This is a genomic window from Streptomyces sp. NPDC028907 (assembly GCF_055564995.1).
The window spans coordinates 241,582-260,647 of sequence record NZ_JBVHVE010000014.1 but is presented as its reverse complement, the minus strand read 5'-3'; the positions used below and the strand labels follow the sequence as shown (position 1 = coordinate 260,647).

Below are 19,066 nucleotides of genomic sequence, written 5' to 3'. Positions count from 1 at the left end.
CCCTTGATGGTGTGCCGATGGTGCTGGTCGGCGGTGGGGGAGGCGCTGCGGAATGCCCGCGGGCTGGGCATTCGGAGGCGGTGTCAGGGGCTTTACCGGGAGGGCGTCCAGCCTTGAGGGGCGCTCGTGCTGTGTCGGTGGCGGGGGGTCAGGAGTGGGGGCGGGTTGGTCTGGGGCCGTTGTCTTCCGGGGTTTCCAGGCCTGCGATGTTGCCGAAGTCCCGGTCCGGGGGTGAGGGTGGAGGGGCTACGTCGAGGCCGTAGTGGTGGTAGAGCTGGAGTTCTTGTTCGGGGGAGAGGTGGCGGCCTACGCCGAAGTCGGGGGCGTCCTTGATCAGGGCGCGGTCGAAGGGGATGTGGAGGCTGCCTTCTACGAGCTCGCTGGGCTCAAGGGGGACGAAGGCGTCGCGGGAGAACAGGCCCGTGCGTATCGCTGCCCATTCCGGCACTCCGGTCGCGTCGTCGAGGTAGACCTCGTCGATGGTGCCGATCTTGGTGCCGTTGCGGTCGAAGGCCTTGCGGCCGATCAGATTGCGCGGATCGATGTCGGTCTGCACGGGCCCTCCACTTGGTCGCAACTCATCTGGAAGCAGTCGTAAGCACTACGAAAAGGCAGATTGGTGAGCGCGGCCACTCGAAGGTCCGTGCGTTGACCCCGCTGGTAGGCTGGCTAGCGGCTGCTGACCCCGTGCGGGAGAGTCCTCCGGACACCATCCGGAGGCGCCGAAGGAGCAAATCCTCCCCGGAATCTCTCAGGCACACGTACCGCACGGACGAGGTCACTCTGGAAAGCAGGGCGGGTGTCGACGGCTTCCGCTCTCACCGACGGTGAAAGCCGGGCGCTCTGTGCGACCCGGTGAAGCTCTCAGGTTGAGATGACAGAGGGGGAGGCCGTCCGGGTACCCGCGCCGTGGTGCCCCTCGAAGGTCGTGTCAGACCAGGAGGCCTCCGTAATGACCGCCCATCGCATTCCGCTCTCCGAGCTCGAACAGGGGATCCCTTTCGAGCAGCGTCATATCGGTCCTGACCATGAGGCTCGGGCCAAGATGCTCGCCCACGTCGGGTACGGCTCGCTCGACGAGCTCACCGCCGCCGCGGTGCCGGATGTGATCAAGAACGCCGACTCCCTCGACCTGCCGGGGGCGCGTACCGAGGCCGAGGTGCTCGCCGAGCTGCGGTCGCTCGCCGATCGCAATCAGGTGCTCGACTCCATGATCGGGCTCGGGTACTACGGGACCTTCACGCCGCCGGTCATCCTGCGGAACGTCATGGAGAATCCGGCCTGGTACACGGCCTACACGCCGTATCAGCCCGAGATCTCGCAGGGGCGGCTCGAGGCGCTGCTCAACTTCCAGACCATGGTCGCCGACCTGACCGGGCTGCCGACCTCCGGTGCCTCGCTGCTCGACGAGGGAACCGCCGCGGCCGAGGCCATGGCCCTGTCCCGGCGTATGGGCAAGAACAAGAAGGGGCTGTTCCTGGTCGACGCGGATGTGCTTCCGCAGACCATCGCCGTGATCGAGACCCGGGCCGAGCCGACGGGGGTCGAGGTCGTCGTCGCCGACCTCAGTGAGGGGATCCCGGCGGACGTCGCCTCCCGTGAGATCAACGGCGTGCTCCTTCAGTACCCGGGAGCTTCCGGTGTCGTACGCGATATCAAGGCCGTCATCGAGCAGGCCCACGAGCTCGGCGCCCTTGTCACCGTCGCCGCCGATCTGCTCGCGCTCACGCTGCTGAAGTCGCCCGGTGAGCTCGGGGCGGACATCGCGGTCGGGACGACGCAGCGGTTCGGTGTTCCCATGGGCTTCGGCGGTCCGCATGCCGGATACATGGCCGTGCACGAGAAGTTCGCGCGCAGCCTGCCCGGGCGGCTCGTCGGTGTGTCCGTGGACGCGGACGGGAACAAGGCGTACCGGCTGGCCCTGCAGACGCGTGAGCAGCACATCCGGCGGGAGAAGGCCACCAGCAACATCTGCACGGCTCAGGTGCTGCTCGCCGTGATGGCCGGGATGTACGCCGTGTACCACGGGCCCGAGGGGCTGCGCGGCATTGCCCGGCGCACGCACCGGTACGCCTCCGTCCTGGCCGCCGGGCTCGCTGCCGGCGGGGTCGAGGTCGTGCACGGCTCGTACTTCGACACGCTGACCGTGCGGGTGCCGGGGAAGGCCGCCGAGGTCGTTGCCGCGGCCCGGCAGAACGGCGTCAACCTGCATCTCGTCGACGCGGACCACGTCTCCGTCGCCTGCGACGAGACCACGAACCGGGCCCAGCTGGGTGCCGTATGGACGGCGTTCGGGGTCGAGGGGGACATCGAGGCGCTGGACGCGGTGACCGAGGACGCGCTGGCGGAGGGGCTGCTGCGCGGCGACGAGTACCTCACGCACCCCGTGTTCCACCAGTACCGTTCCGAGACCGCGATGCTGCGCTACCTGCGCAGGCTCGCCGACCGCGACTACGCGCTGGACCGCGGCATGATCCCGCTGGGGTCCTGCACGATGAAGCTCAACGCGACCACCGAGATGGAGCCGGTCACCTGGCCGGAGTTCGGGCAGCTGCACCCCTTCGCGCCCGCCGAGCAGGTGCAGGGCTATCTGACGCTCATCCGTGAGCTGGAGGAACGTCTCGCCGAGGTCACCGGGTACGACAAGGTGTCGTTGCAGCCCAACGCCGGGTCGCAGGGTGAGCTGGCCGGGCTGCTCGCTGTACGCGGGTACCACCGGGCCAACGGGGACGAGCAGCGGACCGTGTGTCTGATTCCGTCCTCCGCTCATGGGACCAATGCCGCCAGCGCTGTCATGGCCGGCATGAAGGTCGTCGTCGTCAGGACCGCCGAGGACGGTGAGATCGACGTCGAGGATCTGCGGGTGAAGATCGAGAAGCACCGGGACGAGCTGTCGGTGCTGATGATCACGTATCCGTCGACGCACGGTGTGTTCGAGGAGCATGTCGCCGACATCTGTGCGCAGGTGCACGAGGCCGGCGGGCAGGTGTACGTCGACGGCGCCAACCTCAACGCGCTGGTGGGGCTGGCCAAGCCGGGGCACTTCGGCGGTGACGTCTCGCATCTGAATCTGCACAAGACCTTCTGCATTCCGCACGGTGGCGGCGGTCCGGGTGTCGGGCCGGTCGGTGTGCGGGCGCATCTGGCGCCGTATCTGCCGAACCACCCGATGCAGCCCGCCGCCGGGCCGGAGACGGGTGTCGGACCGATCTCGGCCGCGCCCTGGGGTTCCGCCGGGATCCTGCCGATCTCCTGGGCGTATGTACGGCTCATGGGCGGCGAGGGGCTGAAGCGGGCCACGCAGGTGGCCGTGCTGTCCGCCAACTACATCGCCAAGCGGCTGGAGCCGCACTACCCGGTGCTCTACACGGGGCCGGGCGGGCTCGTCGCGCACGAGTGCATCATCGATCTGCGGCCGCTGACCAAGGCGACCGGGGTGAGCGTCGACGATGTGGCCAAGCGGCTCATCGACTTCGGCTTCCATGCGCCGACGATGTCGTTCCCCGTGGCGGGGACGCTGATGATCGAGCCGACCGAGTCCGAGGATCTGAGTGAACTCGACCGGTTCTGCGAGGCGATGATCGCTATTCGGGCGGAGATCGAGAAGGTCGGGGCGGGTGAGTGGCCTGCCGAGGACAATCCGCTGCGGAATGCTCCGCATACCGCCGGTGCGCTGGGTGGGGAGTGGGGGCACGCTTACAGCCGCGAGGAGGCTGTGTTCCCGGCCGGGGTGTCGGTTGCCGACAAGTACTGGCCGCCGGTGCGGCGGATTGATCAGGCCTTCGGGGATCGGAATCTCGTGTGTTCCTGTCCGCCGATGGATGCCTATGAGGGCTGACGTCTGCGGGGTGCGCTCGCGGGGCCTGTAGCGCTGCGGGGGTAGGTGTGAGGAGGGCTCCGTCCCGGTCGTGGTTGGCCGGGGCGGGGCCCTTGTGTGGTTCACGTTGTTGTCAGTGCTACCTCTGTCGCCTTGATCAGTGCGGTGACGGGCATTCCGGGGGTCAGGGCGAGGTCGGTGGTGGCGTCGGTGGTGATGGCCGCCGTCAGGGCTGCGCCGTCCACGGCGATCTTGACTGATGTCATTGCGGGGCCTGTGGCGATGCCGGTGATCGTGCCGGGGAGTTGGTTGCGGATGGACAGGCCCTTGATCGGGGTGGTGGCGAGGGAGATGTCCGTGGCTTTGACCAGAGCGGTTACGGGGGTTTCTTCGGTGAGGGCCAGGTCCTTGAGGGCGTCCAAGGTGATTGCTGCGGTGAGGGGCTGGCCGCCGGAGAGGTGGATCTTGAGGGTGGCCATGGCTTCGCCTCGGGTGATGGCCGTGATGGTGCCGGGGAGTTGGTTGCGGATGCTCAGGCTCATGGGGGTGCCTCGTTGACGGTGGGGGGAATTGGAGCGTTCGGGTGTCTGGTTTGTATTGGTTCGGGGGTTGTGGGCCTACCGTAGTTGGGCTCGGGTTGAGCAGGGGCGTCGCCTGGCCGAGCGTGTAGGGCTGCTGGTCGGTCGCGACGGGCGGTTTTATCGCCCCCGCCGCCCCTACCCGTCCCATCCCCAGGGGCTCCGCCCCTTCGACCCCGCCAGGGAGCTGCCGCCCCCTGGACCCCCGCCATCGGCCCTCCGGGCCTCGTCCTCAAACGCCGGACGGGCTTGCAGTGGCTGGGCCGGTGAAGCCTAAGGCCTCGTTCTCAAGCGCGGGGCGAGCTGGAGGTGGCTGGGCCGGTGAAGCCTGAGCCCTCGTTCTCGAGCGCCGGATGGGCTGGAAGTGGCTGGCGTGGCGGCATCAGGAGAAGTCTGAGGCTCTGAGTACGGCCTGGGTCGTGGCGTCGTCGATCTGGTGGGCCAGTCGCTCCAGTACGTCCGTGCCTTCGAGGAGGGTGCCGCGTTCGCGGGAGCGGCGGACTCCGGTGTCGAGTTCGTGCCAGAGGAACGGGTTGGCGATCAGGATGCGGGGGTCCAGGTCCAGGCGGTAGCCGCCTGTGTCGCGGAGAGTGAGGAGGGCGGTGACGCGGCCGTGTTGACGCACGGCGACGAGCTCGTCTGTGCGCACTGTCCGGCGGCGTACGAGGCCGCGTACTTCCAGCCAGCCCGGGCCCGCGGTGACGCGCTGGGGGAAGAGGATCGTGAAGAGCAGCGCGGTCAGGGCCAGCCAGAGGAGGGCGCGGGCCGGGGTGAGGGTTTCCCCGTCCAGGTCGACCAGGAGGGTCATGCCGAGGAAGAGCAGAGCGCAGCCCAGGGCGAACCGGGCACCGCCACGCCAGTGGCGGTCGACGGTCGGGGTCGGACGCGGTCCGTATCCCTGCACAGTGCAGACGGTAGGGGCAAGGCGCCCGGACGACCCCGAGCCCGCGTTGCTCTGACGCCTTACGGTCGCAACCTTGACGCGATCCTGATGGGCGGGGCTGTTTCAGCCGGTGTGCACGCGGGGCCGGCGTTCCCGGTCCGGCTCGGCCTCGCGCAGTACCTCTCGGGTGACCGGGGCGACCTCGCCTTGGCCGAAGAGCAAGAAGCGCAGGAAGTTGGTGAAGGGGTTGCCCTCGGTCCACTCGAAGTAGATGTGGGGTATCCGGTCGGTGCTGTCGCGGACGTGGAGGAGCAGGGCGGCCAGGGCGTTGGGGATGGAGGAGGACTCCAGGGTCAGGACGCGGTAGCGGTGGTGCAGGACCTCGCCGCGTACGGCCAGGCCGGCCTCGAACTCGGACGGGTCGGTGACCGTCACCTCGACGAAGACGAAGTCCTCCTGGTCCGGGATGTCGTTGTCGGCCCGGATCTGCTCGATCTTGTCGTGGTACTCGGCCTTGTCCCGCTGGTCGGGCTCATTGGCGATGAAGCGGATCTTGCGGCTGGCCATGTCTCGGACGAAACGTTCCGCCATGTCATCGAGCGTCACGTCCGTCACGCGGAGCTCGAAGGCACGGGCCAGCCGGGACAGGAGTGAGACCAGGATGATGCCGGCGATGAAGCAGGCGCCGATCTTCACGCCGTCGGGGCGCTCGAAGACGTTCACGACGGTGGTGTAGAGGAACACCGCCGAGATGACGGCGAAGCCGATGAACCAGTTCCGCTGACCGGCCTCGCGGGCCGCGATGGTCACGGCGATGGCGGCGGAGCTGATGAGGACCAGCACGCCGGTGGCGTAGGCGCCGCCCTGCGCATCGACGTCGGCGTCGAAGATCCAGGTGACCAGGAAGGCGACGAGGGTGAAGACGACGACCATCGGGCGGACCGCCCTCGCCCAGTGCGGGGCCATGCCGTAGCGGGGGAGATAGCGCGGCATCAGGTTGAGCAGGCCGGCCATGGCGGAGGCGCCGGCGAACCACAGGATGGCGATCGTCGAGGCGTCGTAGACCGTGCCGAAGGCGCCACCGAGGTACTCGTGGGCAAGGAAGGCGAGCGCGCGGCCGTTGGCCTGCCCGCCCGACTCGAACTCCTTCGCGGGGATCAGCAGCGTGGTGATGAAGCTTGTCGCGATCAGGAAGCAGCTCATGATCAGCGCGGCGGTGGTGAGCAGCTTCTTCGTGTCCCGGATCCGGCCCGCAGGGTTCTCGTCCGTCTCCCCCGGGGCGCCCTTGACGTGCGGCATCACCGCGACGCCGGTCTCGAAGCCGGAGAGGCCGAGCGCGAGTTTGGGGAAGACGATCAGGGCGACGCCGATCATGACGAAGATGTTGCCGTGCTCGGCCGTGAGGGCGTTGGACCAGTCGGTGACGACATGTCCCTCGGTGACGACGTGGTACAGGCCGACGGCCACCACGACGGCGTTCAGCGCGAGGTAGGCGCCGACCAGGGCCACGGCGACGCCGATCGCCTCCAGGAAGCCCTTGAGGAAGACCGCGCCGAGCAGCGCCACGAGGATGAGGGTGATCAGCATCTGCTTGTCGTGCAGGGCGCTGTTCAGATGCGGGTTCTCGACCAGGTGCGTCGAGGCGTCGGCCGCCGACAGGGTGATGGTGATCAGGAAGTCGGTGGCGGCGAAACCGAGCAGGGTCAGGACGAAGAGCTTGCCCTTCCAGAAGGTCAGGAGCCGCTCCAGCATCGCGATCGAGCCCTGGCCGTGGGGACTCTCCTCGGCCACGCGCCGGTACACGGGCAGGGCTCCCGCCAGGGTGACGATCACGAGCACGATCGTGGCGACGGGTGACAGCAGGCCGGCCGCGAGGGCCGCGATGCCCGGCTGGTAGCCGAGGGTCGAGAAGTAGTCGACGCCGGTGAGGCACATGACGCGGTACCACGGCTGGCCCTTGTGCTCCGGCTCGGACTCGGTCTCGGCCTGCTGTTGCTCGCGGCCGTGGCCCTTGCCCATGTCGGACAGGCCCTCCAGCATCCAGGCGCGCAGGCGACCGGGCGGCGGGTGTTCGGTCGTGGCCATCGACGTGCTCCTGATGTGCGGGTCGGCGCGGGGTTCCGGCCATCACGCGGACGGCGGCACCAGCGTAAGCAGAGAGTGACGTACAGACCCACGGATCTGTGCGCTGCGGGCGTCAAGCTTCCGTTAAGACTCGGCATGCGGGCCGTGGCCGCGCCATGAGATGCGCGGTCCGGTGCTGGTCGGGGGACGGAGGTGGTGGGGGTGGTGGGGTGGTGCGGCATGGTCGGGTTGCTATGGGGTGATGGGTGGTCGGCCTGGGGGTGGATACGCAGCGTCATGGTGTGTGCTTCCAGCCGGGGCGGGGCGGGGCGGGGCGGGAGGGGGCTCGGGCGGTGGGTCCCGATCGGGTAGACGGCCGACCGGTCGCGGACCGGGGGCGGGGCGGGGGCAACGTGGCATCAAGGTCGGCCAGTTGCCGAGGGGAAATGGGGCAACGGCTGCAGCGGCTCCTCCAGAACAGCGGGGTGCCTTGGTGGTCCAGGCCCTGCGGCGGGAGACGCGGTGGTTTGCCGGCCTTGGTTCCGCCTGCCCTGACAGTGCCCCTGCCTCGACCTGCTCTCGGGGCCGCGTATGAGTCGCGTCAAAGCCGCGCAGAGCGCCGTAAGGGACCCGTCAACGGCGGCCGAATCCGGCCAGGCGAGCTGTTTCCTCTGAACGTCCCTGTACGACCGAACCTCACTCCAGGAGTCCACGATGGCCGATCTGGCCTTCGTCGTCGTCACGATCGCGTGCTTCGCGATGGTGGCTGTCGTCGCCAAGGGGGTGACCAAGCTGTGACCGCCGAGAACGTCGTCGGCCTCGTCGTGGCCGTCGCCCTGCTGGGCTATCTCGTCCTCGCCCTGATCTTCCCGGAGAGGTTCTGAGCGCAGCCATGGGTTCCGTAACCGCGGGCGTCCTCCAACTGCTCGCCCTGATCGGCGCGCTGGCCCTGGCCTACATACCCCTGGGCCATCACATGGCCAGGGTCTACTGCTCCGACCGGCACTGGCGCGTCGAGAGGTGGATCTACAAGGGCATCGGAGCCGACCCCGACACCGAGATGCGCTGGCCCGCGTATCTGCGCGGCGTGCTCGCCTTCTCCGTCGCCGGTGTGCTCTTCCTCTATCTGTTGCAGCGGCTCCAGGGCGTCCTGCCCGGTTCGCTCGGTTTCCGGTCCATCGACCCGGACCAGGCGTTCAACACCGCCGTCTCGTTCGTCACCAACACGAATTGGCAGTCGTACTACGGCGAGCAGGCCATGGGCCACGTCGTCCAGACGGCCGGTCTCGCCGTGCAGAACTTCGTGTCCGCGGCCGTGGGCATCGCCGTCGCGGTGGCCCTCGTGCGCGGGTTCGCACGCTCACGTACCGGTGAACTCGGCAACTTCTGGGCCGACTTGGTACGCGGCGTCGTACGCGTCCTGGTCCCGTTGGCCGTGATCGCCGCGGTCGTGCTGGTGGCGTGCGGTGCGCTCCAGAACTTCTCCGGCATCCACGAGGTCGGGCAGTTCATGGGTGGCTCCCAGCAGTGGAACGGCGGCGCGGTCGCCTCGCAGGAGGCCATCAAGGAGCTCGGCACCAACGGGGGCGGCTACTTCAACGCCAACAGCGCCCACCCATTCGAGAACCCCACCCCGTTCTCGAACCTCTTCGAGATCTTCCTGATCCTCGTGATCCCGTTCGCCCTGACCCGCACCTTCGGCCTCATGGTCGGATCGGTCAGGCAGGGTTACGCGATCCTCGCCACGATGGGCACCATCTGGGTCGGCTTCACCTCCCTGATGATGTGGACCGAGTTCGCCCACCACGGCCCGGCGTTCGACCTCGCGGGCGGGGCGTACGAGGGCAAGGAGGTGCGCTTCGGCGTCGGTGCCTCCTCGATCTTCGCGACCTCGACCACGCTCACCTCCACCGGCGCGGTGGACGCCTCCCATTCGTCGTTCACGGGGCTTGGCGGCGGCGTCGCCATGCTCGGGATGATGCTGGGCGAGATCGCGCCCGGCGGTACCGGCTCCGGCCTCTACGGCATGCTGATCATGGCGGTCATCGCGGTGTTCATCGCCGGCCTGATGGTCGGCCGTACACCCGAGTACCTGGGCAAGAAGATCGGCTCCCGCGAGATCAAGCTCGCGGCCTGCTACATCCTGATCACCCCGGCGCTGGTGCTCGTGTTCACCGCGCTCGCGATGGCCCTGCCGACCCCGGCGAACTCCATGACCAACAGCGGGGCGCACGGATTCTCCGAGATCCTCTACGCCTATTCGTCCGCCTCCAACAACAACGGCTCGGCCTTCGCCGGACTGAACGCGGACACGCAGTGGTTCAACAGCACGCTCGGCCTGTGCATGCTGTTCGGCCGCTTCCTGCCGATGGTGTTCGTGCTGGCGCTGGCCGGCTCGCTCGCCGAGCAGAGGCCGGTTCCGGCCACCGCGGGCACGCTGCGCACCGACAAGCCCCTGTACTCGGGTCTGCTGGTCGGCACGATCATCGTCGTCACCGGTCTGACGTACTTCCCCGCCCTGGCGCTGGGTCCGCTGGCCGAAGGGCTGGCGTGATGAGCACCGACGTAACGAACCACGAGGACTCCATGTCCACAGTCACTCCCACCCGGGCGCCGCACAGCGACGTACCCACCGGGCACAAGTCCTCCGAAGGCCGTGTCGGCGCGGGCCTCTTCGAGCCGAAGCAGCTGGTCAGGTCGCTGCCGGACGCCTTCCGCAAGCTCGATCCGCGGGTGATGGTCAAGTCGCCCGTGATGTTCGTGGTGTGGATCGGGTCCGTACTGACCACGGTCTTCTCCTTCACCGACCCGGGCGATTGGTTCGGCTGGACGATCAGTGTCTGGCTGTGGCTGACGGTGCTCTTCGCCAACCTGGCGGAGGCCGTCGCCGAGGGCCGCGGCAAGGCCCAGGCCGACACCCTGCGCAAGGCCAAGACCGACACCGTCGCCAGGCGGCTCGACGGGGCGGTCGAAGAGCGCGTGCCCGGCACCGAGTTGCGGATCGGTGACCTGGTCGTCTGTGAGGCGGGCGACGTCATCCCCGGCGACGGCGATGTCGTCGAGGGGGTCGCGTCCGTCGACGAGTCGGCGATCACCGGTGAGTCGGCGCCCGTCATCCGGGAGTCCGGCGGCGACCGTTCGGCCGTCACCGGCGGCACGAAGGTCCTCTCCGACCGGATCGTCATCAAGATCACGACGAAGCCGGGCGAGACCTTCATCGACCGGATGATCAACCTCGTCGAGGGCGCGGCCCGGCAGAAGACGCCCAACGAGGTCGCGCTGAACATCCTGCTCGCGTCCCTGACGATCGTCTTCCTGCTCGCCTGCGCCACGCTGCCGCCGCTCGCGGACCACGCGGGCACGAAGCTGACGATGGTCGTGCTGGTCGCCCTGCTGGTCTGCCTGATTCCCACGACCATCGGCGCGCTGCTCTCCGCCATCGGCATCGCGGGCATGGACCGGCTGGTGCAGCGCAACGTCCTCGCCATGTCGGGCCGGGCCGTCGAGGCCGCCGGTGACGTCTCCACGCTGCTGCTCGACAAGACCGGCACCATCACGCTCGGCAACCGCCGGGCGGCCGAGTTCGTGCCGGTGAGCGGGACGACGGCCGCCGAGGTCGCCGACGCCGCGCAGCTGTCGTCGCTGGCGGACGAGACGCCCGAGGGCCGTTCCGTCGTCGTACTGGCGAAGGACGAGTACGGTCTGCGCGAGCGCCATCAGGGCGAGTTGACCGGTGCCGAGTGGATCGCCTTCACCGCGCAGACCCGGATGTCCGGTGTGGACGTCGACGGGCGCAAGATCCGCAAGGGCGCCGCCGGCTCGGTCGTCGCCTGGGTGCGCGAGCAGGGCGGCACGGTCGCCGAGGACGCGGACCGGCTCGCCGGCCGCATCGCCGAGGCCGGGGGCACCCCGCTGCTGGTCGCGGTCGAGGACGCCGACGGAGCACGGGTGTTGGGCGTCATCCACCTCAAGGACGTCGTCAAGGAGGGCATGCGGGAGCGGTTCGAGGAACTGCGCCGCATGGGCATCAGGACCGTCATGATCACGGGCGACAACCCGCTGACCGCCAAGGCCATCGCCGAGGAGGCGGGTGTCGACGACTTCCTCGCGGAGGCGACCCCCGAGGACAAGATGGCGCTGATCAAGCGGGAGCAGGCCGGCGGCAAGCTGGTCGCGATGACCGGGGACGGCACGAACGACGCGCCCGCCCTCGCGCAGGCCGACGTCGGCGTGGCGATGAACACCGGCACGTCGGCCGCCAAGGAGGCCGGCAACATGGTCGACCTCGACTCCGACCCGACCAAGCTCATCGAGATCGTGGAGATCGGCAAGCAGCTGCTGATCACGCGCGGTGCGCTGACGACGTTCTCCATCGCCAACGACGTCGCCAAGTACTTCGCGATCATCCCGGCACTGTTCGCGGCCGTCCACCCGGGGCTCGACAAGCTCAACATCATGGGCCTGTCCTCGCCGGACTCGGCGATCCTGTCGGCGGTCGTCTTCAACGCGCTGATCATCGTCGCGCTGGTGCCGCTGTCACTGAAGGGCGTGCGGTACCGGCCGGTCAGCGCGGACCGCCTGCTGCGCCGGAACCTCACCGTCTACGGGCTGGGCGGCCTGGTCGCGCCCTTCGTCGGCATCAAGCTCATCGACCTGCTCATCTCTCTGCTCCCCGGCCTGTGACTCCTCAGAAGCGTGGTGAACCACCATCATGAACAACTCCGTTGTGAACACCGGCCGGTTGCTGGCCGCGGGCCTGCGGGCGCTACTGGCGTTGACCGTGCTCACAGGCGTGCTCTATCCGCTGGCCGTCACAGGCGTGGCCCAAGCCCTCTTCGACAGCCAGGCGAACGGCTCGGAGATCAAGGTGGAGGGCAAGGTCGTCGGCTCCTCGCTCATCGGTCAACAGGGCTACAGCCTGGACTACTTCCAGCCCCGCCCGGCCAAGGGACTGGGTGTGAACTCGGTCAACACCCAGTACCGGCTGATCCTTTCCGGCGCCACGAACCGCTCCGGTGACAACCCCGAGCTGATCAAGTGGGTGAAGGAGGCGAAGGCCAAGGTCGTCGAGGACAACTCCACCGCCGACTACAAGGTCACGCCGGCCGAAGTGCCCGCCGACGCGGTCACGTCCTCCGGCTCCGGACTCGACCCCGACATCTCGCCCCGGTACGCGGACCTCCAGGTCCACCGGGTCGCCGAGCGGAACGGCCTCACCGTCGCCCAGGTGCGGACGCTGGTCGAGAAGCACACCGACGGACGCACCCTCGGCTTCATCGGGGAGCCGCGCGTGAACGTCCTCGAACTCAACGTCGCGCTCAGGGAACTGACCGAGGGGGACTGACCGGAGGGGGACTGACCGGAGGGGAATTGACCGAGGGCGACTTATTGATGACCGCGTGCTGGTCGCGGAAGGGTGAAGACGGCACGCGGCCAGCTCCGGATCTACTTCGGTGCGGCGACCCACCGCGCCCCACGGCCCCGTCCAGCCCTGGATCCGGCTCGCCGAGCCGGCCCTGCGCGCCCTGACCGCATCCCTCGCCCCCCGTCGGTGGTCGCCGGGACCACGGCCGGGCCTGGCTGCTGATCCTCCGTGAGTCCCTGGAAGACATCCGTGGCCGCGATGTGCGGCTGTAGAGATGGTCGTAAGGTTCGCCAGCTGGACCGAATGTTTCGTTCACTCCTCAGCGGCCGACTCTGTCTTGACGATCAGCGACAGATTCACCTTGTCCAAGGGGTTGCCACCCTTTGAGGGCTGTCTCTAGGGTGCGGCAGCAGCGCAGCTTTCTGGATCAGGACCGAAACTTTCGAGGAGCGCATCATGGGCGACCCGGGACTGTCCCGCAGAGGCTTCCTGGCGGTCTCCGCCGCAGCCGGTGTGGGCATGACGGCACTGAGCGGTTGCGGTGGCGACTCGGACGGAGGGTCGTCGGACGGCACGACCACGATCGAGTGGTGGAACATCTCCACGACCGAGCCGACGAAGGGCGTCTGGGCGGCACTGGCCAAGAAATTCGAGGCCCAGAACCCCAAGGTCAAGGTGAAGATCGTCCAGATGGAGAACGACGCCTACAAATCGAAGATGACGGCGCTGACCGCCTCCGGGAAGCTCCCCGACATCTTCCACACCTGGGGCGGCGGCGTCCTCCAGCAGCAGGTCGACGCCGGTCTCGTCGAGGACCTCACCGACCGCACCAAGGACTTCGCCGAGGGCCTGCTGCCGGTCGCCAAGGAGCCGTACCTCCTCGACGACAAGGTGTACGGCATCCCGTTCGACATCGGCATGATCGGATTCTGGTACAACAAGGCGCTCTTCAAGGACGCGGGCATAGCCGAGCCGCCGGCCACTTGGAGCGGATTCCTCGACGCCGTACGGAAGTTGAAGGCGAAGGGCGTCACCCCGCTCGCCCTGGCAGGCAAGGAGAAGTGGCCCGGCATGTACTACTGGGCCTACCTCTCGATGCGCACCGCGGGCGCCTCCGCCCTCCAGAAGGCGTACGACGACAAGGACTTCACCGGCGACGCCTTCGTCCAGGCCGGACAGCACCTCCAGGAGCTCGTCGACCTCCAGCCGTTCCAGAAGGGCTTCCTCGGCGCCGCCTACTCCAGCCCCACCGGGCAGGCCGCGACCGTCGGCAACGGCAAGGCGGCGATGGAACTCATGGGCCAGTGGGCCCCGGTCGTCCAGGCGGACAGCGGCAAGGGCCTCGGCGACGACCTCGGCTTCTTCCCGTTCCCGGCGGTCGAGGGCGGCGAGGGCACGATCACCGAGGTGTTCGGCGGTGGTGGCGGGCACGCCCTGCGCAGCGGGGCCCCGCAGGAGGCCGTCGACTTCCTGAAGTTCTTCGCCTCCGAGGCCACGGACGTGGAACTGGTCAAGAAGACCGGAGTCATCCCGGTGGTCCCGGCGGCCGAGAGCGCCCTCACCGACCCCAACATCAAGGCCGTACAGGCCCAGTTGAAGGCCGCCACCGGCTTCCAGCTCTATCTCGACCAGGCCTACGCGCCCGCCGTCGGCCAGGAGGTCAACGACAGCGTCGCCGGGCTCATCGCGGGGTCCAAGTCCCCGCAGCAGGTCGCCGAGTCGATCACGAAGACCGCGAAGGAAGAGCAGTAGCCGGCGATGACCTCCACGTTCCTGCCGTCCGCCGACAAGCAGCCCGGCCCCGGCGTCGTCCTCCCGCCCCCGGCGGCCGGAGCGGCCCGGGGGCGGGTCCGGCGCCGGCTGCTGCACTGGCTCACCGCGGTCGGCTTCCAGGTGCCCGCGCTGGTGCTCTTCCTCGTCCTGGTCCTGCTGCCGATGCTGTTCGCCCTGTACGCGGCCTTCTTCCGCTGGGGCGGCTTCGGCATGCCGTCCGACTACATCGGCGCCGAAAACTTCACCCGTCTCCTCGACGACCCCGTCTTCCTCGGCGACCTGTGGCGCTGCCTGGTCCTGGTCGTCCTGTCCCTCGCGATCCAGCTGCCGTTCGCGCTCGCCATGGCCGTACTCCTCAACCAGAGGCTGCGCGGCCGGGCCGTCTACCGGATGCTGTTCTTCGGCCCGTACGTCCTGTCCGAGGCGATCACCGGCGTCCTGTTCGGGATGATCTTCGCCCCCGACGACGGCCTCGCCGACCAGATCCTCGGCGGCGTCGGCCTCGACGGGCTCGGCGGCGAGTGGTTCGCCGACCCGTCCACCGTGATGGCCACCCTGTTCCTGGTCATGACGTGGAAGTACTTCGGCTTCCACATGATGCTCTACCTGGCCGGACTCCAGTCCATCCCCCGGGAGTTGACCGAGGCCGCGCTCATCGACGGCGCGAGCGCCTGGCAGCGCTTCCGCAACGTCACCCTGCCACTCCTCGCACCCACCCTGCGGATCAGCGTGTTCCTGTCCGTCATCGGGTCGATCCAGCTCTTCGACCTGGTCTGGGTGACCACCGCGGGCGGCCCCGACCACCACTCCGAGACGATGGCCGTGACCCTGTTCCAGTACGGCTTCAAGCGCTACCAGGTCGGCTACGCCAGCGCGATCAGCGTGGCCATGTTCGGCATCAGCCTCGTCTTCGCCCTCGCCTACCAGCGGTTCGTGCTCCGCCGCGACCTCCAGGGAGCCACCACGACGATGCGGGGAGGCGGCAAGTGACGGCAAGGCCGGACAGGCGGTACAGGAAGAACCTGCCGCTGCACGTGATCCTCGTGTTCGTCGGCGCGGTGATGGTCGTGCCGCTGCTCTACGCCGTGCTGTCCGGCTTCAAGTCCACCGACGAGCTCTCCCGCAACCCGGTCGGCCTGCCCGAGTCCTGGGTGACCGGCAACTACACGGACATCCTGGGCTCGGGGGACTTCTGGCGGCTGGTCGGCAACAGCACGCTGATCGCGATCGGTACGACCGTCCTGGTCGTGGCCGTGTCCGCGCTCTCGGCGTTCTCCTTCGCGCGGTTCGCCTTCCGCGGTCGGGAAGGGCTGTTCACCCTCTTCACGATGGGCCTGATGTTCCCGTTCGCGGTGGCGGCCCTGCCCCTGTTCCTGCTGCTGCGCTCCATGGGTCTGCTGGACAATCCGCTCGGCGTGATCCTTCCGCAGGCCGCCTTCGGACTGCCGATGACCATCATCATCCTGCGCGGCTTCTTCCGGGAGATCCCGGGCGAGTTGGAGGAGGCGGCCACGCTCGACGGGTGCAGCTCCTTCGGGTTCTTCTGGCGCGTGCTGCTGCCGATGGCGCGGCCCGCGCTGGGCACCGTCTCGGTCCTCGCCGTCGTCACCAGCTGGAACAACTTCTTCCTGCCGCTGCTGGTGTTCACCGACTCCACCTGGTGGACCATCCCGATCGGCGTCCAGCAGTTCCAGGGCCAGTACTCCGCGGACTACGCCCGCGTCTTCGCCTACCTGGTACTGGCCATGGTCCCCGCCCTCGCCTTCTACTCGGTCGCCGAGCGCCAGCTCGTCGGCGGCCTCACCGCCGGCGCCACCAAGGGGTGACGCGCGCAGGCGGACGTACGGCTGCCCACACATCCGCAACGTGAGGAGTCGCACCATGCGCAAGAACCGTCTCAGACTCGTCGGCGCCCTCGCCGCGCTCCTGGTCGCCGCCGGGATCGGCGCGGGCCCGCCCGCCCAGGCACGGCACGAGCCGCCCACCCTCGCCGACCTCGCCCAGCGCCACGGCCGCTACTTCGGCAGCGCGACCGACAACCCCGAACTCGTCGACGAGCCGTACAAGGCGCTCCTCGGCAGCGAGTTCGACCAGATCACACCGGGCAACGGCATGAAGTGGTACGCCACCGAGCCCGAGCAGGGCGTGTTCGACTTCACCAAGGGCGACGAGATCGTGGACCTCGCCCGCGCCCACCGCCAGAAGGTGCGTGGCCACACCCTCGTCTGGCACAGCCAGCTGCCCGGCTGGCTCACCGGCCGCGAGTGGACGGCGCCCGAACTGCGGGCCGTACTGAAGAAGCACATCCAGACCGAGGTGCGGCACTACCGGGGCAAGATCTACGCCTGGGACGTCGTCAACGAGGCCTTCAACGAGGACGGCACGTACCGTGAGACGGTCTTCTACAAGACGCTCGGCCCCGGCTACATCGCCGACGCCCTGCGCTGGGCCCACCAGGCCGACCCGAAGGCCAGGCTGTACCTGAACGACTACAACGTCGAGGCGATCGGCCCCAAGAGCGACGCCTACTACAAGCTGGCCAAGGAACTGAGGGCCCAGGGGGTCCCGCTGCACGGGTTCGGCCTCCAGACCCATCTGGCACTGCAGTACGGCTATCCGACCACCCTGGAGGACAACCTCCGCCGCTTCTCCCGGCTCGGCCTCGACACGGCGCTCACCGAGGTGGACGTACGGATGCAGCTGCCCGCGACCGAGGAGAAGCTGGCCCGGCAGGCCGACTGGTACCGGGACATGACCGAGGCCTGTCTGGCGGTGCGCCGGTGCGTGGGAATCACCGTCTGGGACTACACGGACAAGTACAGCTGGATCCCGGCGTTCTTCCCGGGCGAGGGCGCGGCGCTGCCGTGGGACGAACAGCTGCGCCCGAAGCCGGCGTACTTCGCGCTGCGGGAAGCACTGAAGTAGCTTCCGGCTACGGTGAGTGACCGTCTCCCGACACACGTGGGGGCCGGCTCGCAGTCAGGGTCTGCGACCGGCCCCTGGGAGTACGCCGGGCGTTCGTCACTCCGCCCGGTGGTGGTGCTATGCGGCGGTCATCACCTTGCCGGTGCCCAGCGGACGGTGCGGGGCGATGATCTGGCCGTCCGGCAGGAGCTCACCGGTGTCCTCGAAGAGCAGAACACCGTTGCACAGCAGGCTCCATCCCTGCTCCGGGTGGTGCGCCACGAGACGGGCGGATTCCCGGTCGGCGGAGTCGGCTGAGGGGCACGGTGGCTGGTGCTGGCACATGGAAGGGATCTTTCGCTGTGTTGTGATGTGTGAGGTGACTGTCGTGTCCGTAGTGACGGTCGTCGTGTCTGTTTCGCGGCGTGAAGCTTCGTTCATGGCCGCCCCCCGTTGTGATTAGTCGGTCGGAACCCAGTGTTGCCCCACGGGCGTCAATCCGCAGGGATTTCGCAGCACCGCTTTCTTACAGGTTGATGACGCATCGCCGGCGCGGACGGTTCATCCCAACTCCACTGTCACTTCGGATGGTTCGCAGTGGTCGGATAGGGCTAGTCCGGGTGGCACGGAGGCTGTGAGAAGCTCGTTCGAGCGTATTGTCGCTCGCGCGAGCGAAACCCTTGAGTGTTTGTGTGGCTCGATTTCGTGTTGTCCGATACGAGCCTAATCCCGGGGCGAGCAGAGGCGTACCCCGCCGCCCGGAATGGGGTGACGGGGTACGGAGACGCTCGCGCCGTGCGCTGTCAGGCGGGGGAGCCCAGCAGCGGAGGCAGCGGCGGCAGGGGGGCCGGCGTCGCCCGGTGGGTCAGCACCGGGAGGAGTTCGGCGACCCGGAGCGGCAGGTGGGCCGCGATGCCGGGCGGTGCCGGGGCCAGCGGCACGAGGATGTCCGTGGCGGCGGGGTGGCCGGTGGCGCCGTCCGCGGTGCAGTCGCCGTGCAGCCACAGGGTGAGCATGTAGAGGCCGGGGAACGACAGCAGGCGCGGCTGGTAGGGCTGTGCGATCGTCTCGGCCTGCTGGAGCGCCCGTTCGGTGGACGCGACGTAGGGCCCCTCGAAGAAGTGCGAGAAGGCCCAGCCGTCCGGGGTCAGCCGGGTCTCGGCCGCGGCCACCGCGCGTTCCCCGCAGCGGATCAGAAAGCGCCAGCCGGCCAGCCGGGTCGCGGTCACACCGGCCGGGGTGATCTCGTCCAGGACGTGCAAGGGCAGCGGTAGTTCGGGTGTGGCGGGCCCCTGGGCGGCGCGCAGGGAGGGCGTTCGGGCCTCACTTACCGCGGTGGGCGAGCCGAGGGCGGTGAGGACGGAGCGAAGTGCGGGCGCGGGGGCCGGGGGAACATGCAGCGGCATGGTGGGTCGCCTCTCATTCGGAGAGCCGGTGGCGCGAGGGCGTGGCGGGGGCGGACGGCGCTGTCTGCTCACCAAGGTCAGAGAGGCGGGGGCCGGGTCGGGAAGCGCGAGGGGGGTGAGTGGGGTCTGCCGTACGTGACGTGACGGCAGGACTCCTGGGACCGTGGGCGCCAACCCTCTGCCTTGATTGCGGAGTTTATACGACGAGTGTTCAGACGATGTTTCATCTAGCCGATATCGGTGCACCCGGCAAGGGTTCATTCGGCCGGTGATATG

The 19,066-nt window shown here is 68.6% G+C and carries 15 protein-coding genes and 1 riboswitch; of the genes, 9 read left to right on the top strand and 6 right to left on the bottom strand.

What is annotated here, in order from left to right; all coding sequences use genetic code 11:
* Positions 1–148: 148 nt before the first annotated feature.
* The gene (locus tag ACZ4UU_RS35635) at positions 149–556 is read right to left on the bottom strand and encodes a PRC-barrel domain-containing protein (protein ID WP_471907530.1); all 408 of its coding nucleotides are present in this window, start codon (positions 554–556) and stop codon (positions 149–151) included.
* Positions 557–680: 124 nt separating this feature from the next.
* Positions 681–777, top strand: a riboswitch (glycine riboswitch).
* Between the two features lie 175 nt (positions 778–952).
* On the opposite strand from ACZ4UU_RS35635, the gene gcvP reads away from it, so the two are divergent.
* Entirely contained in the window at positions 953–3,838 is a 2,886-nt protein-coding gene (gene gcvP / locus ACZ4UU_RS35630) for an aminomethyl-transferring glycine dehydrogenase (RefSeq protein WP_471907529.1), read from the top strand.
* A gap of 101 nt (positions 3,839–3,939) precedes the next feature.
* Here the strand turns inward: gcvP and ACZ4UU_RS35625 are convergent, their stop codons facing one another.
* The 3 genes from ACZ4UU_RS35625 to ACZ4UU_RS35615 all read right to left on the bottom strand — a co-directional run bounded on the left by ACZ4UU_RS35625 (position 3,940) and on the right by ACZ4UU_RS35615 (position 7,363).
* On the bottom strand, positions 3,940–4,359 hold the full coding sequence (locus tag ACZ4UU_RS35625; protein ID WP_471907528.1) for a TOBE domain-containing protein: 420 nt from the start codon (positions 4,357–4,359) through the stop codon (positions 3,940–3,942).
* Between the two features lie 418 nt (positions 4,360–4,777).
* Positions 4,778–5,299: a hypothetical protein gene (locus ACZ4UU_RS35620; RefSeq protein WP_471907527.1), complete on the bottom strand. Its 522-nt coding sequence runs from the start codon at positions 5,297–5,299 to the stop codon at positions 4,778–4,780.
* A 102-nt stretch (positions 5,300–5,401) separates the two neighbouring features.
* Positions 5,402–7,363: an APC family permease gene (locus ACZ4UU_RS35615; RefSeq protein WP_471907526.1), complete on the bottom strand. Its 1,962-nt coding sequence runs from the start codon at positions 7,361–7,363 to the stop codon at positions 5,402–5,404.
* Positions 7,364–8,136: 773 nt separating this feature from the next.
* Here ACZ4UU_RS35615 and kdpF point away from each other — a divergent pair.
* The 8 genes from kdpF (at position 8,137) to ACZ4UU_RS35575 (ending at position 17,405) form a co-directional block, all read left to right on the top strand.
* Positions 8,137–8,226, top strand: a complete 90-nt coding sequence (gene kdpF, locus ACZ4UU_RS35610; protein ID WP_009326374.1) for a K(+)-transporting ATPase subunit F — start codon at positions 8,137–8,139, stop codon at positions 8,224–8,226.
* 8 nt (positions 8,227–8,234) lie between these two features.
* The gene (gene kdpA / locus ACZ4UU_RS35605; protein WP_471907525.1) at positions 8,235–9,896 is read left to right on the top strand and encodes a potassium-transporting ATPase subunit KdpA; all 1,662 of its coding nucleotides are present in this window, start codon (positions 8,235–8,237) and stop codon (positions 9,894–9,896) included.
* A complete protein-coding gene (kdpB, locus tag ACZ4UU_RS35600; protein WP_471907524.1) occupies positions 9,896–12,025 on the top strand; it encodes a potassium-transporting ATPase subunit KdpB in 2,130 nt (709 codons plus the stop codon). Before kdpA ends, kdpB begins: the two co-directional genes overlap by 1 nt.
* 28 nt (positions 12,026–12,053) lie before the next feature.
* Positions 12,054–12,686, top strand: a complete 633-nt coding sequence (locus ACZ4UU_RS35595; protein WP_471907523.1) for a potassium-transporting ATPase subunit C — start codon at positions 12,054–12,056, stop codon at positions 12,684–12,686.
* 477 nt (positions 12,687–13,163) lie between these two features.
* Positions 13,164–14,459, top strand: coding sequence for an extracellular solute-binding protein (locus tag ACZ4UU_RS35590; protein WP_471907522.1), 1,296 nt, complete (start codon positions 13,164–13,166; stop codon positions 14,457–14,459).
* A 6-nt stretch (positions 14,460–14,465) separates the two neighbouring features.
* Positions 14,466–15,470, top strand: coding sequence for a carbohydrate ABC transporter permease (locus tag ACZ4UU_RS35585; RefSeq protein WP_471907521.1), 1,005 nt, complete (start codon positions 14,466–14,468; stop codon positions 15,468–15,470).
* A 71-nt stretch (positions 15,471–15,541) separates the two neighbouring features.
* Positions 15,542–16,306: a carbohydrate ABC transporter permease gene (locus ACZ4UU_RS35580; RefSeq protein ID WP_471907547.1), complete on the top strand. Its 765-nt coding sequence runs from the start codon at positions 15,542–15,544 to the stop codon at positions 16,304–16,306.
* A gap of 55 nt (positions 16,307–16,361) precedes the next feature.
* Positions 16,362–17,405, top strand: a complete 1,044-nt coding sequence (locus tag ACZ4UU_RS35575) for an endo-1,4-beta-xylanase (RefSeq protein ID WP_471907520.1) — start codon at positions 16,362–16,364, stop codon at positions 17,403–17,405.
* Positions 17,406–17,522: 117 nt separating this feature from the next.
* Here the strand turns inward: ACZ4UU_RS35575 and ACZ4UU_RS35570 are convergent, their stop codons facing one another.
* Together ACZ4UU_RS35570 and ACZ4UU_RS35565 are read right to left on the bottom strand one after the other, a co-directional pair.
* Positions 17,523–17,729, bottom strand: coding sequence for a DUF5999 family protein (locus ACZ4UU_RS35570; RefSeq protein ID WP_030053671.1), 207 nt, complete (start codon positions 17,727–17,729; stop codon positions 17,523–17,525).
* A gap of 458 nt (positions 17,730–18,187) precedes the next feature.
* On the bottom strand, positions 18,188–18,790 hold the full coding sequence (locus ACZ4UU_RS35565; protein WP_471907519.1) for a hypothetical protein: 603 nt from the start codon (positions 18,788–18,790) through the stop codon (positions 18,188–18,190).
* Between the last annotated feature and the right edge of the window lie 276 nt (positions 18,791–19,066).

Coding starts and splice junctions, on each gene's coding strand:
- gcvP (WP_471907529.1), top strand. CDS start 953: ATGACCGCCCATCGCATTCCGCTCTCCGAGCTCGAACAGGGGATCCCT.
- ACZ4UU_RS35625 (WP_471907528.1), bottom strand. CDS start 4,359: ATGAGCCTGAGCATCCGCAACCAACTCCCCGGCACCATCACGGCCATC.
- ACZ4UU_RS35615 (WP_471907526.1), bottom strand. CDS start 7,363: ATGGCCACGACCGAACACCCGCCGCCCGGTCGCCTGCGCGCCTGGATG.
- kdpA (WP_471907525.1), top strand. CDS start 8,235: ATGGGTTCCGTAACCGCGGGCGTCCTCCAACTGCTCGCCCTGATCGGC.
- kdpB (WP_471907524.1), top strand. CDS start 9,896: ATGAGCACCGACGTAACGAACCACGAGGACTCCATGTCCACAGTCACT.
- ACZ4UU_RS35595 (WP_471907523.1), top strand. CDS start 12,054: ATGAACAACTCCGTTGTGAACACCGGCCGGTTGCTGGCCGCGGGCCTG.
- ACZ4UU_RS35590 (WP_471907522.1), top strand. CDS start 13,164: ATGGGCGACCCGGGACTGTCCCGCAGAGGCTTCCTGGCGGTCTCCGCC.
- ACZ4UU_RS35585 (WP_471907521.1), top strand. CDS start 14,466: ATGACCTCCACGTTCCTGCCGTCCGCCGACAAGCAGCCCGGCCCCGGC.
- ACZ4UU_RS35580 (WP_471907547.1), top strand. CDS start 15,542: ATGGTCGTGCCGCTGCTCTACGCCGTGCTGTCCGGCTTCAAGTCCACC.
- ACZ4UU_RS35575 (WP_471907520.1), top strand. CDS start 16,362: ATGCGCAAGAACCGTCTCAGACTCGTCGGCGCCCTCGCCGCGCTCCTG.
- ACZ4UU_RS35570 (WP_030053671.1), bottom strand. CDS start 17,729: ATGTGCCAGCACCAGCCACCGTGCCCCTCAGCCGACTCCGCCGACCGG.
- ACZ4UU_RS35565 (WP_471907519.1), bottom strand. CDS start 18,790: ATGCCGCTGCATGTTCCCCCGGCCCCCGCGCCCGCACTTCGCTCCGTC.